The organism is Microcoleus vaginatus HSN003 (assembly GCF_022701255.1).
Classification (GTDB): Bacteria; Cyanobacteriota; Cyanobacteriia; order Cyanobacteriales; family Microcoleaceae; genus Microcoleus; species Microcoleus vaginatus_B.
Window position 1 is genome coordinate 649,971 of sequence record NZ_CP031705.1, and the last position, 25,493, is coordinate 675,463.

20 protein-coding genes are annotated in these 25,493 nt (G+C 46.7%); 11 read left to right on the forward strand and 9 right to left on the reverse strand.

The annotated features are described in order from the left end of the window. Nucleotides 1–156 precede the first annotated feature (156 nt). The 4 genes from D0A37_RS02825 (at nucleotide 157) to D0A37_RS02840 (ending at nucleotide 3,298) form a co-directional block, all read left to right on the forward strand. A complete protein-coding gene (locus D0A37_RS02825; protein WP_242720780.1) occupies nucleotides 157–1,518 on the forward strand; it encodes a cytochrome P450 family protein in 1,362 nt (453 codons plus the stop codon). A 261-nt stretch (nucleotides 1,519–1,779) separates the two neighbouring features. Next, entirely contained in the window at nucleotides 1,780–2,016 is a 237-nt protein-coding gene (locus D0A37_RS02830; protein ID WP_242720783.1) for a hypothetical protein, read from the forward strand. 75 nt (nucleotides 2,017–2,091) lie between these two features. Then, nucleotides 2,092–2,966, forward strand: a protein-coding gene (locus D0A37_RS02835; protein ID WP_242716884.1) for an IS630 family transposase whose coding sequence is annotated in 2 segments (ribosomal slippage) — nucleotides 2,092–2,421 and nucleotides 2,424–2,966 — 873 coding nt in all. Because the reading frame shifts where the segments join, the coding sequence is not laid out codon by codon here. Nucleotides 2,967–2,971: 5 nt separating this feature from the next. Beyond that, nucleotides 2,972–3,298 (forward strand): hypothetical protein, encoded by a 327-nt coding sequence (locus D0A37_RS02840; RefSeq protein ID WP_242720786.1) that lies wholly within the window; start codon nucleotides 2,972–2,974, stop codon nucleotides 3,296–3,298. A gap of 492 nt (nucleotides 3,299–3,790) precedes the next feature. Here D0A37_RS02840 and D0A37_RS02845 read toward each other — a convergent pair whose 3' ends face one another. Next, nucleotides 3,791–9,691 carry an SdrD B-like domain-containing protein gene (locus tag D0A37_RS02845; RefSeq protein WP_242720789.1) on the reverse strand — a complete coding sequence of 1,967 codons (5,901 nt, stop codon included), beginning with the start codon at nucleotides 9,689–9,691 and terminating at the stop codon, nucleotides 3,791–3,793. A 534-nt stretch (nucleotides 9,692–10,225) separates the two neighbouring features. Here D0A37_RS02845 and mtnA point away from each other — a divergent pair. Genes mtnA through D0A37_RS02860 form a run of 3 tightly spaced genes read left to right on the forward strand, consistent with a single transcriptional unit; the run spans nucleotide 10,226 to nucleotide 12,686 of the window. Then, complete coding sequence (mtnA, locus tag D0A37_RS02850; RefSeq protein WP_242720792.1) at nucleotides 10,226–11,287, forward strand: S-methyl-5-thioribose-1-phosphate isomerase; 1,062 nt, start codon at nucleotides 10,226–10,228, stop codon at nucleotides 11,285–11,287. 37 nt (nucleotides 11,288–11,324) lie between these two features. Then, nucleotides 11,325–11,813, forward strand: coding sequence for a type IV pilin-like G/H family protein (locus tag D0A37_RS02855; protein ID WP_242720795.1), 489 nt, complete (start codon nucleotides 11,325–11,327; stop codon nucleotides 11,811–11,813). Between the two features lie 3 nt (nucleotides 11,814–11,816). After that, the gene (locus tag D0A37_RS02860) at nucleotides 11,817–12,686 is read left to right on the forward strand and encodes a sulfurtransferase (protein ID WP_242720798.1); all 870 of its coding nucleotides are present in this window, start codon (nucleotides 11,817–11,819) and stop codon (nucleotides 12,684–12,686) included. A 117-nt stretch (nucleotides 12,687–12,803) separates the two neighbouring features. Here D0A37_RS02860 and D0A37_RS02865 read toward each other — a convergent pair whose 3' ends face one another. Next, nucleotides 12,804–13,151 carry a hypothetical protein gene (locus D0A37_RS02865; RefSeq protein WP_015174783.1) on the reverse strand — a complete coding sequence of 116 codons (348 nt, stop codon included), beginning with the start codon at nucleotides 13,149–13,151 and terminating at the stop codon, nucleotides 12,804–12,806. A 241-nt stretch (nucleotides 13,152–13,392) separates the two neighbouring features. Here D0A37_RS02865 and cdf31 point away from each other — a divergent pair, with 241 nt between their 5' ends. Continuing rightward, a complete protein-coding gene (cdf31, locus tag D0A37_RS02870) occupies nucleotides 13,393–14,352 on the forward strand; it encodes a CDF family zinc efflux transporter Cdf31 (protein ID WP_242720800.1) in 960 nt (319 codons plus the stop codon). A gap of 204 nt (nucleotides 14,353–14,556) precedes the next feature. On the opposite strand, the gene D0A37_RS02875 is transcribed toward cdf31, so the two are convergent. Then, entirely contained in the window at nucleotides 14,557–15,198 is a 642-nt protein-coding gene (locus D0A37_RS02875; RefSeq protein ID WP_242720803.1) for a TIGR03985 family CRISPR-associated protein, read from the reverse strand. A gap of 332 nt (nucleotides 15,199–15,530) precedes the next feature. Here D0A37_RS02875 and D0A37_RS02880 point away from each other — a divergent pair, with 332 nt between their 5' ends. Both D0A37_RS02880 and D0A37_RS02885 read left to right on the forward strand, forming a co-directional pair. Next, a complete protein-coding gene (locus D0A37_RS02880; protein WP_242720807.1) occupies nucleotides 15,531–16,994 on the forward strand; it encodes an ABC transporter substrate-binding protein/permease in 1,464 nt (487 codons plus the stop codon). Next, entirely contained in the window at nucleotides 16,960–17,709 is a 750-nt protein-coding gene (locus tag D0A37_RS02885) for an amino acid ABC transporter ATP-binding protein (RefSeq protein ID WP_242720810.1), read from the forward strand. Before D0A37_RS02880 ends, D0A37_RS02885 begins: the two co-directional genes overlap by 35 nt. A 160-nt stretch (nucleotides 17,710–17,869) precedes the next feature. Here D0A37_RS02885 and D0A37_RS02890 read toward each other — a convergent pair whose 3' ends face one another. From D0A37_RS02890 to D0A37_RS02910, 5 genes are all read right to left on the reverse strand, one after another. After that, nucleotides 17,870–18,595, reverse strand: a complete 726-nt coding sequence (locus tag D0A37_RS02890; RefSeq protein WP_242720813.1) for a hypothetical protein — start codon at nucleotides 18,593–18,595, stop codon at nucleotides 17,870–17,872. Between the two features lie 18 nt (nucleotides 18,596–18,613). Next, nucleotides 18,614–19,921: a glutathionylspermidine synthase family protein gene (locus D0A37_RS02895; RefSeq protein ID WP_242720816.1), complete on the reverse strand. Its 1,308-nt coding sequence runs from the start codon at nucleotides 19,919–19,921 to the stop codon at nucleotides 18,614–18,616. Between the two features lie 280 nt (nucleotides 19,922–20,201). Continuing rightward, complete coding sequence (locus D0A37_RS02900; RefSeq protein ID WP_242720820.1) at nucleotides 20,202–20,855, reverse strand: DUF1190 domain-containing protein; 654 nt, start codon at nucleotides 20,853–20,855, stop codon at nucleotides 20,202–20,204. Between the two features lie 214 nt (nucleotides 20,856–21,069). Beyond that, nucleotides 21,070–22,131 (reverse strand): UPF0104 family protein, encoded by a 1,062-nt coding sequence (locus tag D0A37_RS02905; protein WP_242720823.1) that lies wholly within the window; start codon nucleotides 22,129–22,131, stop codon nucleotides 21,070–21,072. 49 nt (nucleotides 22,132–22,180) lie between these two features. Beyond that, the gene (locus D0A37_RS02910; RefSeq protein WP_242720826.1) at nucleotides 22,181–22,333 is read right to left on the reverse strand and encodes a hypothetical protein; all 153 of its coding nucleotides are present in this window, start codon (nucleotides 22,331–22,333) and stop codon (nucleotides 22,181–22,183) included. A 182-nt stretch (nucleotides 22,334–22,515) separates the two neighbouring features. Between D0A37_RS02910 and D0A37_RS28860 the strand changes: the two genes are divergently transcribed. Beyond that, complete coding sequence (locus tag D0A37_RS28860; RefSeq protein ID WP_278187146.1) at nucleotides 22,516–24,561, forward strand: S8 family serine peptidase; 2,046 nt, start codon at nucleotides 22,516–22,518, stop codon at nucleotides 24,559–24,561. 394 nt (nucleotides 24,562–24,955) lie between these two features. Here the strand turns inward: D0A37_RS28860 and D0A37_RS02930 are convergent, their stop codons facing one another. Further along, on the reverse strand, nucleotides 24,956–25,435 hold the full coding sequence (locus D0A37_RS02930) for a hypothetical protein (RefSeq protein WP_242720828.1): 480 nt from the start codon (nucleotides 25,433–25,435) through the stop codon (nucleotides 24,956–24,958). Nucleotides 25,436–25,493: the final 58 nt, after the last annotated feature.

The following is a 25,493-nucleotide window of genomic DNA, read 5'->3' on the forward strand; positions in this document are numbered from 1 at the left end:
ATCTATATTGCCACTGCGTCTACAAATAAAGATGGCTATAGTTATACTTACTGATTTTGGCATTTAAGTGGGATTCAAGACCCGCTTAAATGCCGCTCAATACCCTATTGCTGCTAACTGCAAAGCGGGTTATGGCGAGGGATTCTCGGAGGAATTATGATGAACCTAAATTTAGATACTATTTTCTCATCGTTGATGAACCCGGCACTGAATGAGTTTCAGGCTTGGGCTTTGGAAAACCCGGAAGAAAGTCTCAGCAAAACGATGTTACCGCCGATCGCCCTGATTGAGGGTTTAATTGCTAACGAACCCACCTATTTGCCACTAAAACGGCTGGCTTTCGGAGCCAATTTTTGCTGCGCGGGGCAAGTCGTGATGGGAGAGTTTGACACCCTGGAAAAAGCACTCACATCGCCCCAGGCGCGCGGATGGCGGCTTGGTACTTCTGTACTCGATCCCGATAGCGCGCCCAACCAAGATGTCGGCGGCAGAAACCTTTTTCTACTGTCTTTGTCCGATCGCGAAACTGATGCTAGCAGCAACCACGCAGCATTCCGAAGCTGTATGCAGAAGTATCTCTTCAACAGTGCGACAACGGATCGCCAGGGAGACGAAATCAGCAGACGGTTGCTCGATCGGCTAGCCGCAGATTATGCCGAGATGCCACACGGTACGGGGGGAGCGTTTTTTAGCGATGTCAAGCGCGGTTGGAAGAGATTTTTAGTCCGATACCTGCACTACGTCATCTTTGGGATCAACCCAGACGACGAGGAGTCGATCGAACTTCTCACCGAATTGCATTACACTCGCCAAAGCCCGCTGCATTACTTCGCCGTCATCGGCAACCTGCTGCAAAGCCTGAACGTCTTTGGACACGGGGATTTATCAGCTCTAATCGAGCGTGCAGCGACTATCTATGAAAATTCCCCAGCTTTAGCCGACTTCGAGGAGAGCTCGGAAAACAATGGCATGACTAAGCGGGAATTGGCAAAGCTGATGACATCGATTATGGGGATAGCGGGACTGCAAGGCCCTCTGCACCTAGGCAACACGGCAATGGGATACCGCCCTCTCCCCGCCTATAAAGGACAGCAGACGGCCGAAATTAACCCGACTGATTTTTGGGATCAGCTCGATTTGGACGATCGCCCGTCGCTCGAGCTTTTCCTCCTGGAATGCGCCCGCCTCTGGGCCCCGGTCAGCGCCACGCACCGAGTCGCGACAGAGCCATTCACCGCAACGGTAGCGGGCAAAGAGCGCACTTTCCCTGCCGGAACCAAGGTACTGATACCGCTCAGCCTGGGGCTGCTAGACGAGAGTTTCTGGGGCTCTACGGTATACGAATTCAACCCTAAGCGGGAGAATCTGTGCCCTTTTCATATGGGATTTCATTCCGTGGGCGATCAGAGTGCGGGACGGATTTGCCCCGGTAAAGACATCGCACTCAAGATGCTGGTGGATGTCGTGAGTACGGTAGGCAAAGTGCGACGAGCCTCTGAGCCGAATTTGCAGGGGTAATTAATCCAAAAGCTCGATCGGACAGCGGTTGAAACTGAGATATTATATCATTCTCAAGAACAGGCAAGATGCCTGTTCCACAAAGAATTAATTGCTTGTGGGGTGGGCCTCCTGCCCGCCCATAAAAGCCTTATTGAGAATGGTGCAAGATGTGAGTTAAAACCGCACGCCACACAAACGAAGTCCCATCGATCGACTCAGAAATAAAGGGGGTATCTAATAGGAAACCCAAACACAACTATTTTGAGGATAAATAATACCATGTTAATCGAACAAAAGCAACTAAAAGACATCGCGAATTGGATGAAAGTAGAACATCCAGCCGAGTTACCCGAAGTCCTGCAAGGTATCTTTTTTATGGACGGGAATGTTTTACCAGACGATTGTCTGACGATGTACAGTTCAGACTGGAATGCTGGCGAACGGACGTTATTGCTGCGCGTTTTTGACCCTGTTATCTGGACATTTCATTCATCAATGGCGGGACGGATGTTATAGCAACCGCCAAGGCGGTTAAGCTATAGACTGGAAGTAGACCTTAATCTGGCGCAGGCTGTGCTCTTATAGAAACCCATGCCCAAACCCTACAGTTACGATCTCCGGCAAAAAGTGATCCAAGCCATCAAGCTTGATGGCTTAAAGATTAGTGAAGCCAGTGTTCTATTCGGTATTAGTCGTGACACGATTCGATTATGGTTGAAGCGGGAACGCGAGACAGGGGACTTTCAAGCACTGCCGAATAAACCACCTGGGAATGGGCATAAAATTACTGACTGGGGAAAATTTACCAAATTTGTCGAGGTTAATGGAGATAAAACTCAAGTAGAGATGGCTCAACTATGGTCGGAAGAAATTAGCGATCGTACTATATCAAGAGCTTTAAAGAAAATCGGGTTCACTCGCAAAAAAAAACTTATGGTTATCAAGAGCGAAATGAAATAAAACGAGCTGAATTTAGAGAAGAGATAGTCGTGTATAAACCCGAAGAAATAGTGTATATAGATGAAGCAGGGATGGACAATAGAGAAAATTATAGCTATGGATGGAATGAAAGAGGTCAGCGGTTTTACGATCTCAAAAGTGGGAGGAGGCAAGGGCGGATTAATATGATTGCTGGCTTTTGTAATGGGCAGTTATTGGCTCCCTTTACTGTTGAGGGTTCTTGTAATCGAACGGTCTTTGAAACTTGGTTAGAAGCTTGTTTAATACCGACGCTCAAACCCGGGCAAATACTAATTGTAGATAATGCCACTTTTCATAAAGGTGGAAATATTATTCAATTAATTGAAGCAGCCGGGTGTCAGTTAAAATACTTACCCTCTTATTCTCCCGATCTTAACAAAATTGAGCGATGTTGGTCATGGTTAAAGAGTCGAATTCGTAAACAACTAACTCAATACGGCTGTCTGAGAGATGCAATGGAAGCTGTGCTTCGCACAGCGGCTTAACCGCCTTGGCGGTTGCTATACTTTATTTAGTCAAATTTTCTCGGATCACTTACTTGTTCCGATTCTCGGATGCAACTTTGCAGCACGGACACATTACGCCGATAGTGTTTGGATTCTCTGTGCCGCAGTGGCTTGTAGATTTTTTGATCGATCGCGATCCGAACACTCCGAATGGAGATATCTGGCATCGCACCAACTCGTTTTTTGGCAGACCTCCTGACAGCGGATATACAATCCGCAGGATTGTAGACAAAGATGGGAATTACACATCAGCTTTTCCAGATATGCTGTCTAAGGTTGAGAGTGATTGTTTAATCATTGCCAAAGAGTGAAAATATTTAGAAAAACTACAAAACCCGCTTAATTAGGCGGGTTTTGTCGATCGAAGTGGCGGGGTTTGAACCGACGACCTCTACTATGCCAAGTTTGATGTGATATTGTTTCCGGTTGCATCGGAATCATAAAATCGAGTCAACAGTTAACACTCAACCATTCAGTTTTTCGACCCCGAGTCATATCAACTGCAGTAGCATCGGAATTAATATTACCCACAGGTAGGACAGGGCGCCGTGCAACCGGAAACGATATTACTTCTGGCTCATCAGAGTTTATTTGCCATGATTATACAGCGTATTCCAGGTTGATAAAGTAATAGGGAAAAGGCAATGCCTTTTCCCTACGGGGATTCATGGATCAGGGGTGTACTTCACAAACAACGGGGAATCTTCTGTAAGATGTTTGGTTTCACCCTTTTTTGATTGGCCAACAGTCTCTTAATCCATCGTCCCTACAATATTCTCACCTAATTAATTAGCTCGATCGCACTAGAGTAGTGCAAAATCTGTGGCAGTAATCACGCTTGCAGGCACATTGTTGAGAGTTGCCAAAAGTTGCCCGGAACCAGTAACTCGGATGAGAGTTGAACTATTCTCGGCAACAATGCTCAGTTGGGAGAAATCTAGACCACCCATTAAGCCGATCGAATCGATACCGTATTGAAAGTCTAAAAGAGTCTCGCTGCCGAGGTCAATACCCAACATAAATCGATCGTTTCCGGTGCCTCCAATCAGAGTATCATTCCCTTGATCTCCAAACAAGAAATCGTCCCCAGCACTGCCAAGCAAACTATCCTCATCCTTACCGCCGTAAAGAGTATCGTTCCCGACCTCCCCATTGACAGTATCCTGACCTTCATTGCCAAACAGCAAATCGTTGCCCAAACCGCCGCATATTTGGTCTTGTCCGCCAGTAGAACCAATGGGAAGAGGGCTACCAATATCCCCGTAAACTGTATCTTCCCCCTCGCCACCGCAGATAGTATCACTTCCTTCATCGCCAAATAGCAGGTTGCTGCCCAATTCGCCGAAAACTAAGTCATCGCCCTTGCCGGCACGCACTGTATCATCACCGTCACCACCTGCGATCGTATCTTGATTTTTCTCCCCGCTGAGGAAGTCATCACCCGCCAAACCGAACACCAAATCGTTGCCAGTCAAATCCGGCTCCAAGGGGTTAATAGTTCCCCCGTAGATAATATCGTTACCCTGGTCGCCAATTAAAGTATCGCTTTCTTGGTCGCCGAAAATAATGTCGTCATCTTTGCCGCCGTAAACCACATCGTCGTTCTTGCCCGCAAAGATTAAATCATCTCCAGCAACCCCATTGAGGTAATCATTATCCTCATTGCCAAACAGCAAGTCGCTGTCTATATCTGGGCCAACTGGGAAAGCACTGTTAAGTCCTCCGTAAATATTATCATTGCCTCGCAACCCTGCTAACAAATCATCGCCGTCAAAACCATTTATTTCGTCACCGTTATTAGTGCCAAGAATAGTGTCGTTGCCGTTAGTACCGTTGCGGCTATTCGTGACGGAATTTGGGCCGCGAATACTGCTAATACTGGGTAAAACAATTTGTTCACAAATGCAGTCAGCATCTTGTCCTTCTTGCGGTGGTAGTGGTGTTGGTGTTGGTGGGGGTGTGGGTGTGGGTGTTGGTGTTGGTTGGACTTGAGCGAAGGAATTGCCAAAGTTAATATTGCTAACATTAGAGCCACTGACAGCAATAATATCAGCAGAATTAGCAGTAGTTTGCGTCCAACCAGGTTGGTTAACTTCTCGAACCCGATAAGTTCCCGGTACTAAATTATCGAAACTGTAGCCACCCAAACTATCAGTTGAAGTATTAACTTCTCCAGCATCTAAAGAGTCATTGCTGTTAGCGTCAAGGAAGATTTGCCAGTTCGGCAAGAGCGGTTCTTGAGCATCCAAAGCCCCATTGTTATTGAGGTCATTAAACTTGCTGCCGGAGATGCTAATATTTTGAAAATTGCCAAAATTAACGTTCGATTGACTTTCGCCACTACCCAGATTAACCGCCGCCGGATTAGCAGTAGTTTGCGTCCAACCAGTTTGCTGCACTTCCCGCACATTGTAGGTGCCGGGATTGAGGTTGTTGAAGCTGTAATTACCAGAATTGTCAGTGGTAACAGTAGTTTCGCCATCATCTAAAGAGTTGTTCCCGTTAGCATCGAGGAAAATTTGCCATCCCGAAAGACCAGTTTCCTCCGCATCCTGAGTACCGTTGCCGTTGCCGTCGTTGAATTTAAGACCGCTGATGCTGCTTTGTTGTACCGGAGTCGGAGGCTGAGGCGGAGTCGGAGTTGGAGTTGGAGGGGGAGGAAACGTCGATAGATTGCCAAAATTAACTGTAGCAGGAGTAGTTTGACCTGCTGCCAGAGTCACCGAAACCGGGTTTGGAGTAGTTAGCGCAATGTCGGCCGGTACAAGTTCCTGCACGCTGTAAGTACCTGCCGGCAAGTTGGGGAAAGTGAAACTGCCCTCAGCCCCGGTGTTAACGGAAGTTTCATCTGTATCTAGATTGTTGTTGTTATTGGTGTCAAGGAAAATCCTAAATCCGGAAACACCAAGTTCTCCGGCTGTTTGAGTGCCGTTGCCATCAATGTCGTTAAATGTAATCCCGGTGATGCTGCCTAGTACAGTGGGTATTGTTTGGTTGCCGAAATTAACCGTAGCAGGATTAGTTTGACCGGCTGTCAGTGTGACGGCAACCGGGTTAGCCGTAGTTGTTTGGCTTCCAGCCGATACAACTTCCCGAACGTTGTAAGTGCCTGCAGGCAAGTTGGCGAAAGTGAAACTGCCTTCAGCCCCGGTAGTAACGGAAGTTTCTCCGGCATCGAGAATGCTGTCGTTGTTAGTGTCGAGGAAAACAGTGACTCCGGCAACACCAAGTTCTCCGGCAGCTTGAGTGCCGTTGCCGTCAATGTCGTTAAATTTTATACCAGTAATGCTGCCAAGTACAGCGGGTATTGTTTGGTTGCCGAAATTTACTGTAGCAGGAGTCGTTTCACCTGCTGCCAGCGTCACTGAAACCGGATTTTCAGTAGTCGTTTGAGTTCCTGCGGGTACAACTTCCCGGACGCTGTAAGTACCAGCAGGCAAGTTGGGGAAAGTGAAACTGCCGTCAGCCCCAGTAGTTGCTGAAGTTTCTGTGGCACCGAGAATGCCGTCGTTGTTAGTGTCGAGGAAAACAGTGACTCCGGGAACGCCTAGCTCTCCGGCTACTTGAGTGCCGTTGCCGTCAATGTCGTTAAATTTTATACCAGTGATGCTGCCGAGTACAGCGGGTGTCGATCGATTGCCGAAATTCACCGTAGCAGGAGTAGTTTGGCCTACTGCCAGCGTCACTGCAACCGGATTGGGAGTAGTTGGCTGGCTGTTGGCGGGTACAACTTCCTGAACGTTGTAAGTGCCTGCGGGCAAGTTGGGGAAATTGAAGCCGCCGTTAGCATCGGTAGTTGCCGAAGTTTCGCCGGCACCGAGGATGCCGTCACCGTTGGTGTCGAGGAAAACTGTAACTCCGGGAACGCCAAGTTCTCCGGCAGCTTGAGTGCCGTTGCCGTCAATGTCGTTAAATTTGATGCCGGCGATGGTACTCAGCGGTACTGGTATTGCTTGGTTGCCGAAATTAACTGTAGCAGGAGTAGTTTGACCTGCTGCCAGCGTCACTGGGGGCGGGTTTTGAGTAGTTTGTTGACTGCCAACTGGTACAACTTCCCGAACGTTGTAAGTGCCTGCAGGCAAGTTGCCGAAAGTGAAAGTGCCGTCAGCCCCGGTAGTTGCGGAAGTTTCGCCGGCACTGAGGATGCCGTCACTGTTGGTGTCGAGGAAAACTGTAACTCCGGGAACGCCAAGTTCTCCGGCAGCTTGAGTGCCGTTGCCGTCAATGTCGTTAAATTTGATGCCAGTGATGGTACTCAGCGGTACGACAACGGGAACAGGCTGTGCCGAAAATTCCGAAGTATTGCCGGCGGCGTCGGTTGCTGTGGCGGTGATTAATTGGCCTGCGGTGACTGCTGCTGGGAAAGTTTGATTGAAAGCAGCGTTGCCGGCGGCGTCAGTAGTTACCGGGATAGAAGCGATGAAGGTTTGGCCTTGGGTGCCGGGGGGAGTGTTGGCGAAAAATTGGAGGGTGAACGAGGTACTGGGAGTGCTGTTGTAAGTACCCGCGACGGTGACGCTGCCAGCGCTGGCGGTAGCGGTGGTGAGTACGGGGGTGTTTTGAAGGTTGTTGGCTCCTGTGTCGGCGTCCCCCGCATCGTTGGCGGTGATGCCGTCGTTGCCGAGGTCGATGCCTAAGCCAAGGTTGGCGAAGATGGAGTTGTTTTGGATGCTGTTGCCGGTACCAGATGCAACAGCTACGCCGATATTGCCGTTGTTGGCGATGATATTTCCTTCACCTGCTGCTGTGCCGCCGATCGCATTATTAGTTGCTGCGGCGGTAATCTGTACTCCGATTGAGCTATTGCCTAAGGGGCTAGTACCGTTGGCTGCAACGCCGATGAAATTGCCGCGCAAAGTGTTGCCTGTTGCAGAGGCGCCTGTAATCTGCACGCCTAAACCTGCGTTGGGACTGCTGTTGCCGGAAATGATATTGCCAGCGCCTGCGACACTACCGCCGATCGTATTGCTGGGTGCATTGTCTACAACTACACCAATAGTGTTTGGCAAGGCAGCAGTGCCGACGGCGTTGGTGCCGATATAGTTGCCGAGTACAGAGTTGAGAGTGGCATTGGCGTTGAGAATTTGGACGCCGAAGCCGTCATTGCCGGAAATGATGTTGCGATCGCCCGCTGCAGTGCCGCCGATCGTGTTGCTGGCAGCATCCTGTATGAGTACGCCAGTCAAGGTGTTGCCCAAGTCTGCGGTGCCGTTGACATCGGTGCCGATGAAGTTGCCCACGACTCTGTTGCCTGTGGCAGCGTTGCTGGTAGCAGGGGTGTTTTGAATGAGTACACCGAAAGCATTATTGCCCGAAATGATGTTGCGCGCACCTGCGGTATTTCCGCCGATCGTATTGTTGGGCGCATTCTGAACAGCCACGCCAAAACCGACGTTGCCTAAGTCTGCAGTACCGTTGATGTCGGTGCCGATGAAGTTGCCCAGCACAGTGTTGCCTGTGGCTGTGGCACCATCGATAAACACGCCAGCGCTGCCATTGCCAGAAATTAAGTTGCGATCGCCGGCGTTAGTTCCGCCAACGATATTGTTAGAACCACCCGATATTTGCACGCCTGTCAAGGTATTGGGCAACGCAGCAGTACCAGCAGCGTTGGTGCCGATGATGTTGCCTACCACTCGGTTGCCTGTGGCACCTGCGGCATTGATTAACACGCCGAAAGCATTGTTGCCAGAAATGATATTTCGATCGCCCGCAGCAGTCCCGCCGATCGTGTTACCCGCTGCATTGTCAACTACTACGCCACTACCACCGTTGCCCAAGTCGGCGGTACCGTTGGGATCGGTGCCAATGTAGTTGCCGAGTACAGAGTTCCCTGTGGCGGTATTACCTAAAATGAAGATTCCAGAACCCTGAAAGCGATTGATTGCCAGTCCCCGAATGGTGCTGCCACTGCCGGTGATGAGTATGCCGTTAGTTGTAGCCCCGGCATTGGTTCCATCGAGTTGGATCAGCGGGGCGCCGGCGAATCCTGGCTGAGAGCTGCCATCGATCGTTACGGCCTCGGTAATTATTGGCAAAGAAGTCAGGGGCGCGATCGTCTGAACGCCTGCGGCGGGAATATTGAAATTAATAATATCCGCCCCAGCAAGGGCATTGGCTTGAGTAATTGCATCTCGCAGCGAACCAGGCCCAGAGTCAGCGGTATTAGTAACAGTAAAAGTAGCCAAGGTATGCCCGTAACTTGCCATTACCTCCGGCTCGATCGCCAATCCTGTTTTAATCGCTCCAGTAGCGTATTCAAGTACCCAGTTTCCGCCTTTTTGGGCACTGCCCGTAATATCTGAAGAAGCGGCAATATTAGCTTTTGTTAATTTGCTCAGCTTTTGTACAAAAGCCTCTCCTTTTTCACCTGCTGCTACGTTGCAACCGTAAAGCAGAATTTCAAATCGATTTTTAATTGAGTTGACAGATGACGAAAACCACCGTTTTAAGCAGTCACGATATGTTTCTAAATTGTCGGAATTCAGGCTAGTTTGCCCTAGCTGCAAACTTCCCGATTCCCCGTGAGAAATAATGTGAACGCTTTCTATACCTTTGCGGCTCTGCAATGCTTCGGCAATTTGTTCGATGCCGTCCCGCGTGCGATCAACTAAAAATACCTCTGTACCCGCTTTAACACCGACCGCCAGACTCTGCCAATCTTCAACTGCTGAATCTACGAATACTATTTGTTGGTTTTTCATAATTACTGTTCCCCCATGCACCTAGTTAGGTTTTCAAAATGTTGTGTCCGTGCGATGATAGTCGCTACTTCAATCCACCACAAATACGGCTAGCACAAACCCCGCCTTCAACTTAGTAAAAAAGTTGTACAAACAAAGCTTTACAATTATCTATTTTTGTGATTATTGTAAATCTGTTGGAGCGGGAAAGTTGCTCGATCGCACTTTTTCATTCTCAACTTAAAAAAAACAGACCCCAGGTACAGCTAGCTTGTTCCCGATTACGGAAATTTTTCAAAAAACGTAAGTATAATTTACACAACTTAATGTTCGGTTTTTTACTAAGTACACTTTTGTGAAAAAGAATCCAACTCTGTATAAGTTCCAAACCCAGAGAGTGGTAGGTATCCAGCAATTCTTCAATCTCAAATCTCCAGTCTCGAATCTCAAACCGCAGGGCTGGGATTTTGGCAAATTCAGCGTGTCCCTCATAACATAGAGGAATAGTCGCCTTCATGGCATCATAGAAACTTGTCCCTCACATCATTGAAATCGATGACCCCTCAAAACTCCCCTGTTTCCCCCGTCACTTGGAAAGAAGACAGAGTTCTGCTAATTGACCAAAACCGACTCCCGAAAGAATACGGTGTAGTCGAAATTAGCCGCTGCGAAGATATGGCTGAGGCGATTAAAACTATGATCGTCCGAGGTGCTCCGGCGATCGGGGTAGCAGCAGCTTACGGGATGTATTTGGGGGCGCGAGAAATCGAAACGGGCGATCGCACCGAATTTCTCGCTAAATTAGAACAAGTTGGCGAGTTATTGCGTTCCACTCGTCCCACTGCGGTTAATTTGTTTTGGGCAATATCGCGAATGCTCAAAACTGCCGAGAGAACTAGCGGTTCTGTCGAACAAGTGCAAAAAACTTTGTTAGAAATGGCCAAAACCATTCAAGCAGAAGACTTGCAAACTTGTAAAGATATCGGCGACAAAGGTTTAGAAGTTCTGCCCGCTACACCCGAAAAATTGAACTTACTAACTCACTGCAATGCAGGTGCATTAGCAACAGCCGGCTACGGAACTGCTTTAGGTGTATTTCGTTCTGCTTGGCGAGAAGGAAGACTCGGAAGAGTTTTTGCAGACGAAACTCGGCCCCGTCTCCAAGGTGCAAAACTCACCACTTGGGAATGTGTGCAAGAAGGAATTCCTGTCACATTAATAGCCGACAATATGGCTGCTCACTGCATGAAACTTGGCATGATTCACGCAGTAGTTGTCGGTGCAGACAGAATCGCTGCTAACGGCGACGCTGCCAATAAAATTGGCACTTACAGTTTAGCAATTGTTGCCAAAGCTCACAATGTCCCCTTCTTTGTCGCCGCCCCTCTGTCAACAATTGATTTTGAACTTCCCGACGGCAGCAAAATCCCCATTGAAGAACGCGATCCAGTTGAAATGTATCAAGTTGGAACTACGCGAATTTGTCCTGTGGGAGTCGAATTTTACAATCCCGCTTTTGACGTAACCCCGGCGGAATTAATCTCAGGAATTATTACAGAACACGGCACGGTTGCTCCTTGGGCGTTGAAACAGTTTCAAGCAAAACAATTAGTTTAATTATATGTTTCTCAACTGCTCATTCCACCTGGTTTCTGTGAAATTAAGCAGGATTTATAGCAGCAGCAACTGGCAGATCAAAGTTGCGATTGCAGCTCTAACTCTGCCAGTTTTTTTCAGTCCTGTCTCGGAAGCTCAAGTCTCACCAACGCTTAAAGCTAAGGAATCACAAGCCAAAAAATTTGTGGGTTCGATGAATAAAGCTCAGCAAGTTTACTATGCTGAAAAAGCAGGTTTTACAAGTTCTGTTTCCAATCTATTGGTTTATATGGGTCTCCAAATTAAACCAGATGCACCAAATTATAGCTACTCGATCGGCATGGTGAAAAAAGGTGCTGTATTTAACTACGGAGTATCGAAGCAAGCTAATCTCAAAAGTTTTGTGGGGGGAGTCTTTTTGGTGGGAAATAAGACACAAACAATCTTGTGTCTAAATGCTGCTCCTGGCCAGACTAAACCAGCTAATCCAATGTATGACGGTCGGGATTTATACTGCGCTGCGGGCACAGGCAAAATTGCTCAATAAATTATGTCGAATTTACTATGTAATTTAGTGTATAATTTGGCAAATAACTGGATAATAAATGCAGATGTAGCTAAGCAAGTGCTGCAACAAGAAGCTACTTTACTAGATGCTCGCGCACCTATTTTAAAGTGCTTTGGCCGCCTCCCCAACGCTATTCCCGTAACTTGGCAGGAATTTTCTCAATCGCACTTTCCCCACAAGGGAAAAATTATCGAAAATAACACAGTTTTAACTCAAAAACTGCAAGCAATTGGTATTTGTCAAGACAAACCTGTGATAGTCGTTGCCGATCCGGTTAAAGGGTGGGGCGAAGAGGGGCGGATTGTTTGGATGTTGCGGACTTTGGGGCATGAAAAAGCCGTTTTTGTCGATGGAGGATATCGAGCTTTCATCAAAGCTGGAATTTCTCAAGTAAAAGCTGCAAACAATCCACCCAAAACAGGAGATTTTGTCCTATCTCGCCCCTCGAAGTGGGAAATTCAGCGGGATGAATTGAAAGCTATTTTAGGCAATGATAATTTAGTAGTTATCGACGCCAGAGAACCGCGAGAATATGCAGGTAAAACACCTTACGGAGAAAAGCGGGGCGGCCACATTCCCGGTGCGGTTCACCTTTACTACAAACAGTTGATGGACAAACAAGGACAACTGCTGAGTCGTGGCGAAATTGTCGCTATTTTGCTGCAAAAAGGAGTTTCGCAGTCAACTCAAATTGTGAGTTATTGCTCCGGGGGAATTCGCTCTGCATGGTTGACTTCTGTCTTGACAAATGTGGGGTTTAATGCTAAGAATTATGCAGGATCAATGTGGGAATGGTCGGCTTCGCCAGCAGATAGCTATCCTTTGTCAGTAATCCTTTCACGGGCGGGCTAGAAGCCCACCCCACAAGAAAATTTAATGTTTGTGGAACAGGCCGGAAAGCCTGTTCTTGAGAATTGTATCTGAACTCAGATTCAACCTATTAACTACAAACGATCGAGGTTGAGATTCTCAACCGACTTGTTCGATATACTGAGCGAGATCGTCACGCAGGCGGCTGAGTTCGGCTTCGGTGGTCACGCGCACGCGATCGTCCCTAACCGTAATCAGCACTTTGGCAGCAAAAGGAGTTGGCCAGATATTCGGGTTGCAGAAAACTTCCAAAAATACATCTCCTGCATATCGATATTCCATCGGTTTTTGGGGAGAAGCTTTAGCGCCAGCGGTTTTGGCTGCTACAGCTTTCAAGCTTTCCATCAAAGCGGCAATTTCGCTTTGCAAATCCCGCGCGGCTTGCGGGGAAAAGCTAAACGAGACAGAACCTTCGACTAAATTCAGTGTCAGCGGAGAAAGAGACATGGGCAATGAAATTTAACATACTATTGTTAATGATAAAAAATATAGTAACCCAAAAGAAGTACATTCCAGCTCTATTGGACTGCGAAACTGCTATTAATTAAAATTTGTCTCAAGAAGCTCGGCTAAATTAATGAATATAAATCTAGTCGCAAGCTAGATTCAGCAATACTTTTAACCTGTTATGACTTGATAAGCTTTAAACTAGAAGCCAGAAAACTTGACGGCTGATCGAGGAGATTTTATGGTTGCCGATAACCGTTCCGAAGTCCGCAAGGTTTTAATAATTACTTTATTGCTAAATTTGCTGGTGATGGCAATTAAAGCAGCCGTGGGATGGCTGACAGGTTCCCTCAGTTTGCTGGCAGATGCTTTGCACAGCGTCACGGACAGCGCTAATAATATTTTAGGATTGGTAACTAATCATTATGCCAATCCGCAGCCCGATCGCGATCATCCCTACGGACACCAAAAATTTGACGCTCTCGGAGCTCTGGGAATAGCTGTTTTTCTGGGAATTGCCTGTTTTGAAATTCTCAGCGGCGCTGTTGAAAGGCTGATTAACGGGGGTAAAGTTGTCAAAATATCCCCAAATGAACTGTGGATTTTGTTGATTGTCCTGGGAATTAATATTTTTGTTACTTTTTACGAGCGCAGGGTTGGGAAACGCCTTGGGAGCGCGATTTTGGTGGCTGACGCTCAGCACACAATGAGCGATGTTTGGGTGACAATTATGGTCATCGGCGGGTTGATTGGTGTTTGGCAAGGGCAGGTTTGGAATATACCTCAATTACAATCCCTGGATGTGTTTTTGTCTTTTCCTGTGGCTGTTTTGGTATTTAGCAGCGGTTGGAAGGTTTTAACAGAAAATCTGCCTTGGTTGGTGGATGAAATGGCGATCGCACCGGAAGTTATTCAGGCTATCGCGATCGATGTACCGGGGGTTGTTAACTGTCACTCGATCGCCTCCCGTGGCGTTGTAGGGCGTCAAGTATTTATTGAGATGCACATGATTGTGGATGCTGTCGATGTAGAAACTGCTCACCGGATTACAGAAGAAGTAGAAGCCCGTTTGGAACAACGTTTCAGCCCTGTACGCATCTTAATTCACGTTGAGCCGCCGGCTTACCATTCCGACCAAATTAGCTACGATTCTGAAGAAAAGGAAGAAGGAAAGAGGAAGCAGGAAGGAGAAAAAATGTAGGGTGTATCCCCAGCAAACAGCAGCTTGAGGGATGAAGGAGGAAGGCGATTTTTGCGATCGCAATTCCTCCAATTTTTTAAAGGCTATCAAGGGAATTAGAGCGATCGCACTTAATTGAGTGGCAGTTTTCCACAGGAAAAGGGGGGTTTTCCCCAGAAATATGCAAGTTTTCCACAATAGTTTTGATAATTATCGAGCAAAAGACTATTGGTACAAGTTCTGAGTTTTTTGGATTTCTACGGCCATTTTCTGTCGCAAGTCCCAAGGTAGCAGAATCTCGACTTCTGAACCTAAAGCTCGCAACCACCTCAGCGGGTAGTAGTCTGTCTCTCGGTAAGTGACTTGGTAGTAAGCATCGTCGGTTGGGCGAGACTGGAGGATTTCTAAAAGAGCCGATCGATGTTCTGGGTTGGGAGTATATTGTTTGATTAATGTGGCGGCGCGATCGATATCTATGGCGGTACAGGTAGAGTGAATGCTGATTCCTTGCAGGTAGGATTGAGCGAAAGTGCGATCGAACCGCAATACCATCAGCGCAGTTTCTTTATAAAAATCGCAGCCCCAAGCTTCCTTTAACATATCTTTAACTGTTCTGGGAGTTGGCAGGTTATTTTCCTGATATTTTTCTTTGAGTAATTGCGGAACCCGAGCATCTTGCCAATCCAAGGATTCTAGACGTTTTGAAATAATGCGATAGAGCCGATATTTGTACCAATTAATTTCACCTCTGGGAGTGCTGCCGTAGGCACACAAATATTTAGCTCGCTCCATAAAGTAAATACAAACAGGATAAACAACGCACTCTTTAATCTGATTTAGATGAGCGCTGCGATAAGTTAATAGCAAAGGAGCGATCCGCAACTAGGACAACGCTACAACATGGGTGGGAATTTAGCAAACAAGCTTTACTTTCTAAATTGTTAAAAAATGTGCCTTACGGACCTTTTTTAAATATAAGTTAGTGGCACAATTATTTATCTTTATCCCTGGGCGCATTAATACCTTTATACCCGATTTTTTTACCCTTATTAAAGGCTAATTAGGCCGTTTGTTTGTCCATCAAACCCGGTTTCTGGCAAGCCGTTCGTCCAGGAGTATATCTTCCTTTACGAGGGTGACTTGATTCCGATTTGTGGTATATTTTCTGTGCGAGGGGATTTTTTAGGACAATGTTCGATATGAAACGTTTAAAATTAAAATCAATGCTGGCGGCGGCGATCGCGATCGCCTTTTGTTTAATTGCGATCGCCAGCTACGCCCAAGCCAACAAGACTTTAACACTGGCGACTTCCCCAGACTACCCGCCCTATGAATTTAAAGATACGGCTGTTAGCGGCAACGAAATCATCGGTTTTGACATCGATATTGCCAAATATATTACTAAAAAATTAGGCTATGAGCTGAAAGTAATTGGCATGGATTTTAACGGCTTAATTCCCGCTTTGCAGGCGGGAAGAGCCGATTTTGTGATGGCTGGAATGACTCCCACAGCAGAAAGGAAAAAAAATGTTGCTTTTTCTGACCTTTACTACGAAGCTCAAAATACAATTGTCGCCAATAAAGGCAGCAATTTGACCAAAGCTGAAGATTTAGCCGGGAAAAAAGTAGGCGTTCAACTCGGAAGCATTCAGCAGGAAGCTGTGAAAAAAATGCCCGGTGTGCAACTGGCTGCTCTCAATAGGATTCCTGACATCATTCAAGAAATTAAATCGAACCGGATCGCGGCAGGAGTGATCGAGGATACTGTCGCTACGGGTTATGCAGCAGCGAACCCGGACTTGGAATTTAACACAATCCCGAATACTGAAGAAAGCGGTTCGGCGATCGCCTTTCCGAAAGGTTCGAGATTAGTTCCCGAATTCAACCGAGTCCTTCAGCAAATGAAAGCCAGCGGTCAAATTAAGGAACTAGCTACTAAGTGGTTTTCTCGACCAATTCCGCAAGAACCTGCTCAAGCAAATCAGCCTCCGGTAGTGTCCAAGTTCCGGTTAGATTTTGGCAAAATCTTGCCGAGTTTGCCTTATATTTTGTCCGGGATTTGGGTAACGCTAACTTTTACCTTGCTGTCGGGATTTCTGGGATTCCTCTGGGGAATCGTGCTGTCTCTGTTTAAGATTTCTAGCATTAAACCGCTGTTCTGGTTTGGCACTGCTTACACCTCAATTTTTCGAGGAACGCCGCTAATTTTGCAGTTGATTTTAGTTTATTTTGCAACACCGCAGCTTACAGGCTATAATATATCGGCGCTGCAAGCTGGCGTCATTACTTTTTCCCTGAATTCTGGGGCTTATATTTCCGAAACAATCCGCGCGGGAATTCAAGCCGTAGATAAAGGTCAAAAAGAAGCCGCAGAATCCCTTGGTGTTCCCTACAAACTGATGATGGGTGATATTATCTTGCCGCAAGCCTTGAAAAATATTTTGCCTGCATTGGTGAATGAAAGTATTGCTTTGCTGAAGGATTCAGCTTTAGTTTCAGTAATTGGCGTAGAAGACTTGCTGCGCCGCGCTACAATTGTGGGAGCAGAAAAGTATATTTACTTTGAACCTTTGATATTTGTCGGCGCAATTTATTATTTGATGGTGCTTAGTTTAACTTGGGGGGCCAATGTACTCGAACGTAGACTCCAAAGTAGCAGTTAAGGTCGATCGCCTGTATAAATCTTTTGGCAATCTGAAGGTTTTGCGCGAGATAACTACTGAGATTCATAAAGGAGAAGTGATTGCCATTATCGGCCCTTCGGGGTGCGGCAAATCTACTTTTTTGCGGTGTTTGAATTTACTGGAAATTCCGACTGCTGGACACATATACATTGATGGGGTGGATATTACTTTGCCGAAGGCAGATATTATGAAAATCCGCCAGAAAGTAGGGATGGTTTTTCAGCATTTCCACTTGTTCCCGCACATGACTGTGCTGCAAAATGTGATCTATGCGCCTGTAAAGGTGAAGCAAATTGCTAAGGATGAGGCGCGTCTGAAGGGGTTAGAATTGCTGGAAAAAGTGGGTTTGTCAGATAAGGCAGAGGTTTATCCTTCTAAGCTTTCGGGGGGACAAAAACAGCGGGTGGCGATCGCCCGCTGTTTGGCTATGGAACCGGAAATTTTGTTGATGGACGAACCGACTTCTGCACTCGATCCAGAAATGGTTAAAGAAGTTTTAGATGTGATGAAAGCTTTGACGAAAACCGGAATTACAATGGCAATTGTAACTCACGAAATGGGCTTTGCGCGGGAAGTCGCCCACCGGATTTTGTTTTTGGATGGCGGAAAGGTGGCGGAAGATGTGCCGCCGCAGGAGTTTTTTAGCAACCCAAAGTGCGATCGCGCCAAGCAATTTCTGGAAAAAATGCTTTAATTCATATAAGAATTAGAGTTTTTAACCGCAGAGGACACAGAGGACACAGAGAGAGTTAGAGGAGAAAGAGAAAGTTGCGGTAGGGTGCGTCAGGTTGGAGATGCTCGATCGCCACGGAAAGTATAATAATGTTGATCCAGTGATTAAATTGGTAATTCTGTTAGAAAAAGGAGAGAATTCTTTGAATCACCTGGGTATTAAAATCTTGCGGAAAGCGGTCTCTTTCCTGAGCGTGATCGAGAAAGAAAGTCTTGGGATAATAAGCAAGACCGACTTCGATCTCGCTAATCTTTTCTAATAAGGGTTCGATCTGATCAATTTTGTCGGGATGACGATGTTGGATGAGAGTTGCAGCATTCCTAAAATGCCGCCCCTCATCCTGCGTCACCAAATGTCCTACGCGAGCAAAGCCGTTCCCATAGTGTTGGTAGAATTCCTTAATATCCCGGTGATAAGACCACACGGAACCCATTTCGTCAAACATTAAACCAACTAGAATGGTGAATTCGTTCTCAATCAGAAACGAGATTGGTTCGAGTTCATGCACCCGACTCTGGTTTTTTTGGTCGATCGCCTCTGGGGACAAACCTGATACCATGTGATAGACCTTACGTAGAGCAACGTAGTGCCGTAATTCGTCTTGCAGCCAAAGTTCGATCGCACTCATGAATTCTAACGAGAACTCGGAACTGCGAGATAGCAGATGCTCGTAGAGTGGCTGACTGTCTCCCTCAGAGAACACATCTCGGCTGAGGAGATCCATAAATCCAGCCTGAATTGTAGGCGCGACTTCGGGAATTTTAAACTCATCGGCAATAAATTCATCTACACTCCACTCACTGCTAAGAATTGGAATTCCCCGGACATCATGAGTTTGTAATTTCATAGTTTTTCTGATTAGAATTTAAGTATTCACCAGACGATCGCTCACGATATGCGGAACGATTAAGCAATGTCGTCCGGTGATCGGATTGGTATCTCCGCGCAATACGATGCCGGATGGAGTATCGCCAACAATCCAGGAACCTACGACGAAGTGGTAGCCAAAATATTCGGGCAAGGGTTGATAGGACTGAATAATGAATCCTTCGCGATCGTAGCCCATCGCCTCGCGGGCGTGAACGGCTCCGGCAACAAAATCGCCTGTTTCAATAGAAACCCCAACACCTTCTAGACCCACGAGGGGCTTTTTGACGTGCATTTGGGTCAGTAATGCTGTGGATTCGATCGAGATAGTATCTGTGAAGAAAGTCGGTAGCAAGAATTGAGCGTACACTGGGTGGTTGCCAAATAATTCCCACATCCACACCATCGATCCTTTATTGCTTAAAATCTGTTTCCACAGTGGTTCAATGATTTTCACGTCCCCTGCTATCAGGCGCGATGCTAGGGCTTCATCTGCGTTAAAGGATTGGCTGGCGAGTTGCAAATCCAGCCAATCGACGATTTTCCACAGCCGCAAGATCCGATTATTGAATTGATCGACAAAAAATCCTTCTTCATCCACGCCCAGATGGTTACGCAATCCTACCAGTTGGGTGAAAAAGCGATCGTTTCCCAATTCTTGATTAATAATTTCTACCAGTTGTCCTGCCATCTCGGTATCTTCTGACAGATGCTCGTCAATTAACAAGCTCAGACCGAACTGCTTTAAATCATAATGACGGCTTAGAGTGCGGAATCGACCTGCAACTTCATCCCAAAAGTTGTTGAACTGATTGGCATCGTTGGGGAGCGATCGCAAATCTCGGCTTGGTTTTTTCATGTCATCTAACCACAGCCATTGATAGACCGTTTCTGCACCCAAGAGAGGAGTTTCGCCGTTGATTTCTAGAAGGCTAATTTTTCCATCTTCAGTGACGGCAAGATCGAAACGGGTATAAAGAGACATATCTTCTGCTTCGTCAACCCGATCCCACGAAACCTGAATTGCTTCCCAGAAAGCAGGGGGAATAGCAAGTTTTTTCATCCGATTTTCTAGGCCATCAGCGGTGAAAAACCAGTCCAAAAACTCCCGACACATATCCCAAAGAGCCTCAGTAGCATCCCAGATCCTCGCCTCTTCCTGGCGCGAAAACATCACCCCGAAGGGACGGTGTAAGGCTTCTGCCCAGTAGCGTTGGTTGATGTCTGCAAGAGGCTGACATTGGTAGGCGTTATCTAATACGTGCTGCTGCCAGTTGCGTCGTCGCTGAAACAAAAAGGGATACATAGATGAAGCACCTTGCTAGTGGTGTGGAACTAAAGGCTCTACAAAAACAGAGAAAAGAACTAGAGAAAAAATAGTTGTGGGATGAATCGCCGCTCAAAAATGCTTGCATCATATTAATTCCGGCTGCGTCGGCAGGATATCAAATCCGTGCTTCATCGTCGGGCGTAAAGTCGAATCAAGCGGCCAACAAATAATTCGCGCAATTTTCATTTTTTTGACCCCGAGTCAACAGTCAACAGTCAACAGTCAACAATGATAAGGAGTGCAACCGGAATCGATGTCACTTGCCTCCGCTTCCCAGAGAACCCGTGGATCGGACAGAATTACCAAAGCTCCCTCGTCCCTTTATGGTTCCCCGAGCTGCGTGGCCTGGGGGGCGATTTGGGGTGTCGCGACTGGAGGAAAAGGAGGGAGAATCTAGCGGTATGCCCTGTAGGGGACGAGTAATCTGGGTTCTATCTGGAGTTACAATTCCGATGTTGGAGCGGTAAACGGGTTGCACTGGATAAACCCTGTAGGAGCCGCTAGAGCCGCCGTTAACCACTGTTGGAGGGGCATCATCATCGACATCATCGGTGAAATAGAAGCCGCCGAACTCTGGTCGCCATCCGGGGGTAGCAACGCTGGAATTCGATACCTGCGAGCAAATGCTTGCTGTGTCTTCTTGGCATTCTGGCTGTGTGCGATACACGGGCGTAATGCGTTCGTATTCCTGCATTGCGTACCGGAACTGAGCCTGACACTGCTCTTTGGTGAACCCGTTGCTTTGGTTCATCGCATCTACAATACATTGCTGTTCGGATTCGTAGTAGCGTACTTCGTTGCGTTGGTGCAACATGGTATAAGCAAGATAGCCTAATCCACCGATCGCCAATACACCTGATGTAATTAGAAGGTAACGAATTGTTGTCGTTCGATTGTTGTTATGAGTCATGGCTAACCAAAGGTTAGAGTCATTATTTCAAAGAACCTGTAATGTGATGAATTTGCTGCCACTGAGATGATTGGATTTACACGGTCAGCCAAAGTTCAAGTAATTTACCTAAGTCTGTGAGTTGGCACTCACGACTTTGATTATAGCTTTTACTAGATTGCCCGATTCAGAGATTCCTCGAACGCAGCAAATTATATTCCTCAAATATTTGATTTCAAATTCGCCTTTTTTGACTGCGCTGATTTCGCTGGCGATCGAGCTTTGCCAAAGCAGCCCCCGAAACATCCGCCAGAATGCTAATTATCCGATACAAAGCCACCGCACCCAGAATTATACCCGTAGAAAAGCGATCGGACAACAGGGCGATCGCCGTTGCTTCAAATACTCCCATTCCCCCCGGTGCTCCCGGTACGACTAAACCGACAACAAACGCAAAACAAAAAGCACCGAACAAGTTGGGAATATTGCTAAAGTTCACCGGAGTTAAAACCATTACAGTTAGCAAAAAACCGCAGCCCCGCAATCCGATAAAACACATTTGTCCGATTAACGGCACTAAAGGATAGCGTTTAATTGGCAAATTAATTTTGCGGTGCGACTTGACATTCGATGTTTTTTTAGCTATACTGGAGGTAGACTCTGTAGGAAAATTTAGTCGCTCCTCCGCAGCCTCCTCAGTCTGGGAATTTTCCCCATTGTTCTTTGATAACTTCAACCGCTCTACAAAGAGAACGATCGGATTTAAAATTCGGGGATGAATCGCCGTTAAAATAGCAGCCCAACCGAGAATCCGCAAAAACCAATTGATTTGGTCAAAACAAATCAACCCCATCAAAACGCCTGCAGAAGCCATCAGCAGCGGTTCCAGCAACACGCTGAGAGTAGCAGCTTTGGGGAAAATGCCTGCCTTTTTGGCGTCCAATATTCGACCCCAAAAATGCCAAATATTCCCCGGCAAATACTTGGCAATATTAGTTTTGAGAAAAACTTGAATCGCCCACGCCGCAGTTACAGGTTGGCGGAATTCCCGCAAAATCAACATCCACACCCAGCCGACAAAAATTAGAGAAAATAAAGTGACGCCAAGGGCGATCGCCAGCAACGGAAAACTTTCGGCTCGAATTTGGATATTCGCGACTTCTCGCCAGTGAGTTAAAAAAGCTTTGGCAATAAATAAAAACGTCCCGCCCAAAATCAAATAGCGCAAATAAGGCTTTAAATGCGATTTCGCGAGATTGAAAAAATTCTGAATTCGATGCAAGTGTTGTTTTCCCATTTTCTGATCCCGATTTTGAATTTGGGATTAAGTTCTACTGTTTTAGATTTTATATTTTAGAGGGGCGAAGGCGGAAGTGTGCTTTATTTACACGGCATGAGATGACGGAATCAATCTGTTTAACCTTAAATCTTCCACCCTTGTCAAGAACGGGTTCTCCGGCCCATTCCACAAAAGATGAATTTTCTTGTGGAACAGGCATCTTGCCTGTTCCTAAACAATTAATTGAGAATGGTGGAACATCTCAGTTTAACCTAACCTATGCAGACCTCTAAAGACTATGCGTAAGGCGCGCCTTACAGACTATTTAGGGCGTTTTTAACCACAAACTTAAATTTAAAATCTAAAATTTAGATCGATATACCTCACTAGGAGTACATTTCTATGCCCGGCCCGAGCCCTGACGGTCTTTCCTATCTTTTAGATGATAGCCCCAATAGTTTCGCCTTGACTCCGGGCTTTTTGACTCCTTATCCTAACGGATTTTTTGCCCTCGGCGGTAACGATTTTATTGTCGGTTCGTCGGATGCCGATCGCATCAGCGGCGATAATGGAAACGATCGCATTCTCGGCGGCAGCAATTCCGATACCCTGTTAGGGGGTGCAGACAACGATGTGCTTAACGGCGGTGTCAGCAGCGACATCCTGTTTGGCGAAGCCGGCAGCGATACCTTGCAGGGAGGGAAGGGAGATGACGCCCTCAACGGTGACTCTGGCAGCGACGTTTTAGTGGGCGATGGTGGCAAAGATATGCTGACAGGGGGTTTGGGGCCCGATACCTTTGTCCTCCGCAGCGACTCCGCAGTCACCGATCCGGCTGCTGCAGACGTTATTACTGACTTTAACAGTTTTGTGGATTCGATCGGACTGACTGACAACCTTAGCGAAGCTGACTTGATTCTCGAAGAAATATCGATCGCCCCCGGTATTTCCAATACATTAATTAGAATTCGCCAATCCAATGCTATTTTAGGCTTGGTAGCCAACGCATCTCCACAAGACCTCGCCGATACATTCATCTCTGCAACTACCGTATTGGGCAACCAACTCGATCAAGCTCGCGATTTAGGCGTTTTGGGCGGCACTCAAACGATCGCAGACTCGGTTAGCAACGCCCGCCCAGACGGCCTTTACCGCTTTACTTTGCCTGCAACTAGCGACTTTAAATTAACTGTCAGCGGTTTGACGGCGGATGTTGACGTTGCTGTGATTAAAGATATTAACGGCGACAATTCTATTGACTTCACCGATATTATTGCTTCTTCTCAAGAATTGGATTTATCGCCGGAGTCGATCGACATCGACGGTTTAGCCGCAGGAACTTACTTTGTCCGAGTTTATCAATACCAAGGCAGTACAGATTTCACCCTAAATTTGTCGGCAACTCCTGCAACTATTTCTCCTAACAATCCGAGCAACTTGCAAGGTTTTGACTCTCGTTTTGGGTTCGGTTTGGTAAATGCAGCGGCGGCAGTTGCTCAAGCTCAAGGTACTGCACCTTTTCCTGACGTTCCCGACTTGGGCGGCGACGAGTGGGGCAGAGATTTAATTAAAGCTCCGGAGGTTTGGGCCCAGGGCTTGACTGGAGACGGAATTGTGGTGGCAGTTATCGACAGCGGAGTTGACTACAATCACCCTGATTTGATAGGGAATATTTGGAGTAATGCGGGGGAAACCGGTGTGGATGCGATCGGTCGCAATAAAGCTAGCAACAGGGTTGATGATGATGGCAATGGCTTTGTTGACGATTTCCGAGGATGGGATTTTGTCAATAACGATAATGACCCGATGGATGATAACAATCACGGCACTCATATCTCGGGTTTAGTTGCTGCGAAAAAAGATGGGGTCGGGATTACTGGAACGGCTCCGACTGCGAAGATTATGCCTTTGAAAATACTTGATGGCGCCGGGGTGGGTAAAATTCGGGATGAAATTAATGCAATAAATTATGCGGTGGCAAATGGAGCGAAGATTATTAATGTGAGTTTGGGCGGCCTACAGTTGAATGATGCAGAATTGAATGCTATTCGAGCGGCTGAAGCTCAAGGCGCGATCGTGATTTCGGCGGCGGGAAATGAGGCTCGCCCACAAGTAGATTACCCGGCTCGGTTTGCCAATGAGGTAGGAATTGCTGTCGGCGGTGTTACCCGAAATGGCTTGTTTGGGGATTATTCTAACCGGGCGGGTGCGGAGACTATTAATTATTTTGTTGCTCCGGGTGGCGACGGTGGTAGTGCGGATTTTGGTGATGTTTATTCAACTGTGCCACTTTCTCAACCGGGGATTCCCTATCGATATTTTGGGGGTACTTCAATGGGAGTGCCACAAGTATCCGGCGTGATAGCTTTGATGTTGCAAGCTAATCCGAGTCTGACTCCTGCTGATATTAAGAGGATTCTTGCGGCAACTGCCAATCGAGCGGTTTGAATTAATTGATAATTGGTAATTGGGAATTGGTAATGGACTTGATATACTGTTACCAAATTTCCGAGGGGCGGGTTTCACAAACAATATCCAATTGCTACTAACAATCTACATCAACCCGCCCCCACACAACTAACAATCTACATCAACATTGATTTGTATCGAATCTGAGATATTGCACCATTCTCGCTTAACAGGCAAGATGCCTGTTCCACAATAAAATTCATCCCTTGTGGAACAGGCATCTTGCCTGTTCATCAGAAGCTTATTGACAATGATGCAAGATGTGAGTTGAATGCGAAAAATCTACCAGGGGTTTACCGTAGGATAGTGGCGGGTTTTAGAGATTGCTAATTAACCTAAATATTGTTGGTGAAACCCGCCACTACCAGCCCAATTAAAAATTGGCGGCGTAAGTTAAGTCAAATTGGCGGCAGAGAGTGATGCAGCAGTAGTTGGGTCGATCGAATACTAACTCGTAATTCATCTCGCCGTCTATTTTGGTGATCGGCTGTTTTAATGGGATGCCCTGAATGTCGTATTGGCGGCGTTCTAAGGCACTCCAGTCGATAATTTTGAAGTCGATTTGGTTTTGCAACTCGGTTGCGATCAGATATAGGTGCATCTTGTCTTGAACTTTCCCAGTCAGGGGAACTTTGATTAACACTGACTGGGTGACGAGGGGTTTTTGGTCGTTGGGATGCTTCTGGGTGTGGCAGCTTTTGAACTCTATATCGTAAGGTTCTACCTTGAATTTCTCTCCACTGGCGATCGCAGATGAGTGCAAATCTTTCAGGCACTTTTCTAGGTGAGGGATCAGCCCTAAGTCTGGATCGCACAGCAGTTTGCGAATATTCGAGGTTTCAGTGACTGTCATTTGAGATTTGTGATCTTATTTTTGGATGCTTAACTTCTAGCTTAACGCGAAAAGCAAC